6 protein-coding genes and 1 pseudogene are annotated in these 4,392 nt (G+C 72.8%); 4 read left to right on the top strand and 3 right to left on the bottom strand.

Annotated elements, in window-relative coordinates; genetic code table 11:
• The 3 genes and pseudogenes from ESO86_RS18950 to smpB all read left to right on the top strand — a co-directional run.
• Positions 1-548 (top strand): annotated as a pseudogene (locus ESO86_RS18950) (hypothetical protein); the annotation flags it as partial.
• Positions 545-1,456: a permease-like cell division protein FtsX gene (gene ftsX, locus ESO86_RS12105; protein WP_129235258.1), complete on the top strand. Its 912-nt coding sequence runs from the start codon at positions 545-547 to the stop codon at positions 1,454-1,456. The pseudogene ESO86_RS18950 and the gene ftsX, both read left to right, overlap by 4 nt.
• 108 nt (positions 1,457-1,564) lie before the next feature.
• A complete protein-coding gene (gene smpB, locus ESO86_RS12110; RefSeq protein ID WP_129235259.1) occupies positions 1,565-2,041 on the top strand; it encodes an SsrA-binding protein SmpB in 477 nt (158 codons plus the stop codon).
• 15 nt (positions 2,042-2,056) lie between these two features.
• On the opposite strand, the gene ESO86_RS12115 is transcribed toward smpB, so the two are convergent.
• Positions 2,057-2,365, bottom strand: coding sequence for a winged helix-turn-helix domain-containing protein (locus ESO86_RS12115; RefSeq protein WP_129235260.1), 309 nt, complete (start codon positions 2,363-2,365; stop codon positions 2,057-2,059).
• Complete coding sequence (locus ESO86_RS12120) at positions 2,358-2,822, bottom strand: hypothetical protein (RefSeq protein ID WP_165307742.1); 465 nt, start codon at positions 2,820-2,822, stop codon at positions 2,358-2,360. The genes ESO86_RS12115 and ESO86_RS12120 overlap by 8 nt, the downstream gene beginning before the upstream one ends.
• 110 nt (positions 2,823-2,932) lie before the next feature.
• Here ESO86_RS12120 and ESO86_RS12125 point away from each other — a divergent pair, with 110 nt between their 5' ends.
• Positions 2,933-3,670, top strand: coding sequence for a tyrosine-protein phosphatase (locus ESO86_RS12125; RefSeq protein WP_242492344.1), 738 nt, complete (start codon positions 2,933-2,935; stop codon positions 3,668-3,670).
• A gap of 15 nt (positions 3,671-3,685) precedes the next feature.
• On the opposite strand, the gene ESO86_RS12130 is transcribed toward ESO86_RS12125, so the two are convergent.
• Positions 3,686-4,392, bottom strand: a 707-nt coding sequence (locus ESO86_RS12130; RefSeq protein WP_207207110.1) for an SIMPL domain-containing protein, incomplete at its 5' end; no start/stop codon positions are given.

Below are 4,392 nucleotides of genomic sequence, written 5' to 3' on the forward strand. Positions count from 1 at the left end.
ACGGCGCGGCGGCCGAAGCGCTCGTCGCCTCCGTCCGAGCCGAGGAGGCGCTCCACGCGATGGAGGCCGACGCGGATGCCGCGGCATCCGACGCCGAGCCCGAGCCGGCCCCGTCGAAGCGACCCGCGGCGAAGAAGAAGCGCCCGGCGAAGCGCCCCGCGGCGAAGGCGGAGGTGGTCGAGCAGCCCGCGGACGAGGCATCCGTCGACACCCCGATGGACACCGGCACCGTCGGCGTCGCCGCACCCAAGGTCACCCGCAAGGTCATGCAGGACGCGCCGCCCCTCTACGTTGAGCCCGAGGAGCGCGACGCCGTCACCGACGAGGCCGCGGAGATCACGGCCGCCGCGACCATGCCGATCGAGCCGTTGGCGCCCACGGGCGCGGCCGACTCCGACGACGACGCCCGCGATCGCCCACCCGGCAGGCCGGCCGCTCCGGTGAGCACGAAGTCCGCGCACCTCACGCTCGCCGAGCGCCTCGGCCTGCGGAGCCCCGCCGGGCCGCGCGCCGGCGACGACGACCAGGAAGTGGGGCCGGTGAAGTGAGGGTCGGTCTCGTGCTCGCGGAGGCTGCGAACGGCCTGCGCCGCAACGCCACCATGGTCATCTCGGTCGTGCTCGTCACGTTCGTCTCGCTCACGTTCGTCGGCACCGCGGCCCTGCTGCAGCTGCAGATCGCCCAGATGCGCGGCTACTGGTACGACCGCGCCCAGGTGGCCGTCTACCTCTGCACGGCCGTCTCGACCACCGAGGGCTGCATCGACGGCGAGGCGACTCCGGAGCAGAAGGAGGCGGTCGAGGCGCAGCTGCGCGGCGACACGCTGGCGCCGTTCATCGACGAGTACTACTTCGAGGACCGGGACCAGGCGTACGCGAACTTCCAGGAGCAGTTCGCCGGCACCCCCGCGGCCGACTACGTCACGCCCGACGTGCTCAACGAGACGTTCTGGGTGAACCTCACCGACCCGTCGCAGTCGGCGGTGCTGGTCGAGAGCCTGGCCGGCCTGTCGGGCGTCGAGCAGGTCGTCGACCAACGCCGGTACCTCGACCAGATCTTCGACGTGCTGAACGCGGCGAGCTACACGGCGATCGCGGTCGCCGCGGTCATGCTCGTGGCAGCGGCCCTGCTCATCGCCACGACGATCCGGCTCTCGGCGTTCTCGCGTCGCAAGGAGCTCGGCATCATGCGGCTCGTGGGCGCCTCCAACCGCTTCATCCAGACGCCGTTCGTGCTCGAGGGCATCTTCGCGGGGCTGCTCGGCTCGCTCCTCGCGGGCGGCGCGGTCGTCGCGATCGTGACCTTCTTCGTGCAGGGCTACCTCGCCGAGTCGCTCTCGTTCACGTTCGTCGGGCTCGATGACGCACTGCTCGTCGTGCCGCTGCTCGTCGCCGTCGGGGTCCTCCTGGCGGCGGTCTCGGCGGCGATCGCGATCCGGCGGTACCTGCGGGTCTGACCCGCGCGCGGCACCGGGCCGCGGGCGACGGATGCCGCGACCGCCGGTAGACTGAAGGGCTTGCCGGCGATCGCCGGCGGCATCCGTCATCGAAGCGAGGAGTGGACCGTGCCCAGGGAACGCGGTGAGAAGGTCGTGGCGACCAACCGCAAGGCGCGCCACGACTACCTGATCGAGGACACCTACGAGGCCGGCATCGTGCTCTCGGGGACCGAGGTGAAGTCGCTCCGACAGGGGCGGGCGTCGCTCGTCGACGGGTACGCCTTCATCGACGGCGGCGAGATCTGGCTCGACGCGGTGCACATCCCCGAGTACACCGAGGGCACCTGGAACAACCACGCTCCGCGGCGCAAGCGCAAGCTGCTGATGCACAAGCAGGAGATCGTGAAGATCAGCCACAAGACGAAGGAGGGCGGCTACACGCTCATCCCGCTGTCGCTGTACTTCAAGGACGGTCGCGCCAAGGTGGAGCTCGCGGTCGCCAAGGGCAAGCGCGAGTACGACAAGCGGCAGGCGCTCCGCGAGCGGCAGGACAAGCGCGAGGCCGAGCGCGCCATGGCGAGCCGCCGGAACCTGGGGGACTAGGCCCCGTCGGGCGGCTCAGCCCGCGATCTCGCGGAGCGCGTCCATGTGGGCGGCGAACGCCGCACGGCCCTGCGGGGTCATCGCGAGCCACGTGCGCGGGAACTTGCCGACGAAGCCCTTGCGGACGGCGACGTAGCCGGCCGCCTCGAGCGCCGACGCCTGCTTGCTGAGCGCCGAGTCGCTGAGCTCGACGGCGTCGCGGACGAACCTGAACTCGGCCTCGTCGGCCGCCGCGAGCAGCGCCGCGATCGAGAACGGAACGGGACGTTGCAGGAGCGGGTCGAGCCGGTGCCGCGGATGCCCGGAATCCTCCGGCTCAACCACGGACCACGACCAGTTCGCGCACCGACCCCCACATGGGCGGTGCCGCCGTCGCGACGGCGGCGACGGCGAAGTAGGCGGGGACGCCGGGGAAGAGGAGCAGGCCGAGCGTCAGCGAGATGCCGAAGGCCGCGCCCCAGCCGCCCACGGCGACGCCGAAGCGTCGTGAGAAGCCGAGGCTCGCGGCGCCCATGCGTCGCAGGTGCACGACCGAGAGGACGCCGAGGACGGCGGCGAACGCGATCGACAGCGCGAGGATCTGCGTCTCGTCGCTGCGGTCGTACCAGCCGAGCGCGAACAGGTAGATCGCCGAGGCGGCGGCGAGGCCCGTCAGCCACGCGGAGGCGGATGCGGAGCCCTGGACGGCGACCCGCCGCACCGCCGTCTCGGCCTCGCGCACGAAGGCGGCCGCGTCGGCGGGCTCGGGGAGGTCGGCGGCGGAGGAGTCGTTCGTGGACATGCCGGAAGCATAGCAAGTACTTGCATGACGAGAAAGTACTTTCGCCAGACCGAGCGGAGGTCCGCCCCCCTCACGGCGTGCTGACGGCGCGGCGGGCTAGACTCCGCCGCGTGGAGATCTCGACGCGCATCCCGGTGCCGGGTACGTACAACTTCCGTGACGTCGGCGGGCTGCCCGCGCGCGGCGGAACGGTCCGGTCCGGTCGACTCTTCCGCTCCGACGGACTCCACCGCCTCGGCCACGACGGACGGGCGGCGCTGCGCCGTCTGGAGGTCGGCGTGATCGTCGACCTGCGCGACGAGAACGAGGCGCGGGCCATGCCCGACGACCTCGACGGGCTCGACGTCGAGGTGCTGCGGCTGCCGGTCTTCGAGGGCTCGGGCGCGTCGCAGAACGGTCGGGGCATCTCGCTCGAGGCGCTCTACCAGCGCATCGTCACCACGCACTCCGGCGTCGTCGTCGAGGCGCTGCGCGAGATCTCGAGCGTCGGCGACCGCGCCGTCGTCGTGCACTGCACCGCCGGCAAGGACCGCACCGGCGTCGTCGTCGCACTCGCCCTCCTCGCGGCGGGCGTCGACCGCGAGGCCGTGATCGCCGACTACGCCCTCACCGAGGGACACCTCGCCGGGGAGTGGCTGGAGGAGATGGTCGCCCTCATCGGCGACTACGGCGTGCCCGACACCCCCGAACTGCGCGTCCTCATGGGCGGAAGCCCGCGCGAGGCGCTCGAGTCCGCCCTCGAGGAGGTGGAGCGCAGCCACGGGACGGTCCGCGAGTACCTCCTCGCGTCAGGGCTCGCCCACGACGAGCTCGCCGCGCTCCAGGCGTGGCTCATCGCCCGCGACTGAGTTCCCGCGGTCGGGTCAGCCGGCCGCGAACCGCGCGTCGACGGATGCCTCGACCACGAGCCTCGCCGGCGCGAACTCCGGCGCGGGCCCGGAGTCCGCGACGCCCATCGCCATCGCGCGCATCGCGACCGCCTTGTGCGCCCGGGGAATCGGCTGGGCCTCGAGCAGGCCGTGGTCGGCGAGCTCGACCGGCGTCGGGGAGCCGAGCCCGAGCGCCTCGGCGTAGACCGCGGCCTTGCGCACCGCTTCGGCGACCGCCGCCCGCTGCGCCGCCTCCTGCACGCGCGAGCGCGTGGCATCCGTCAATCGCCAGTCGACGCCCTGCACCGTCACGTCGGACGTCGTGGAGACGGTGCCGACCCACTCGCCGAGCGCCTCCAGGTCGCGGAAGACGACCTCGAGGTCGGCGGAGGCCTGGTGCACGAGCGGCAGCTGCCGGCCCTGGTCGTTCCACGGGCGATGCGACCAGACGCGCAGCTGCGCCGCCGACCACGAGTCGAGCACGCCCGCGCCCTCGAGTTCGCGGATCGTCGCGAGCAGGCGTTCGTGCGCCACGCCGACCGCCGCGAGCACGCGGTCGCGGTCGGCGCTGCTGGACGACACGGTGAGCGAGACCGCGCCGAGTTCCGGTTCGACGCGCTCCTCGGCGCGCCCGGTGACGGCGATCGTGGTCGGCATGCGGGACCTCCCGGCGGGTGCGGCCGCGCGGGGCGCGGCATCGG

It is taken from the genome of Agromyces binzhouensis, from assembly GCF_004135055.1.
In the GTDB taxonomy this organism is placed as follows: Bacteria; Actinomycetota; Actinomycetes; order Actinomycetales; family Microbacteriaceae; genus Agromyces; species Agromyces binzhouensis.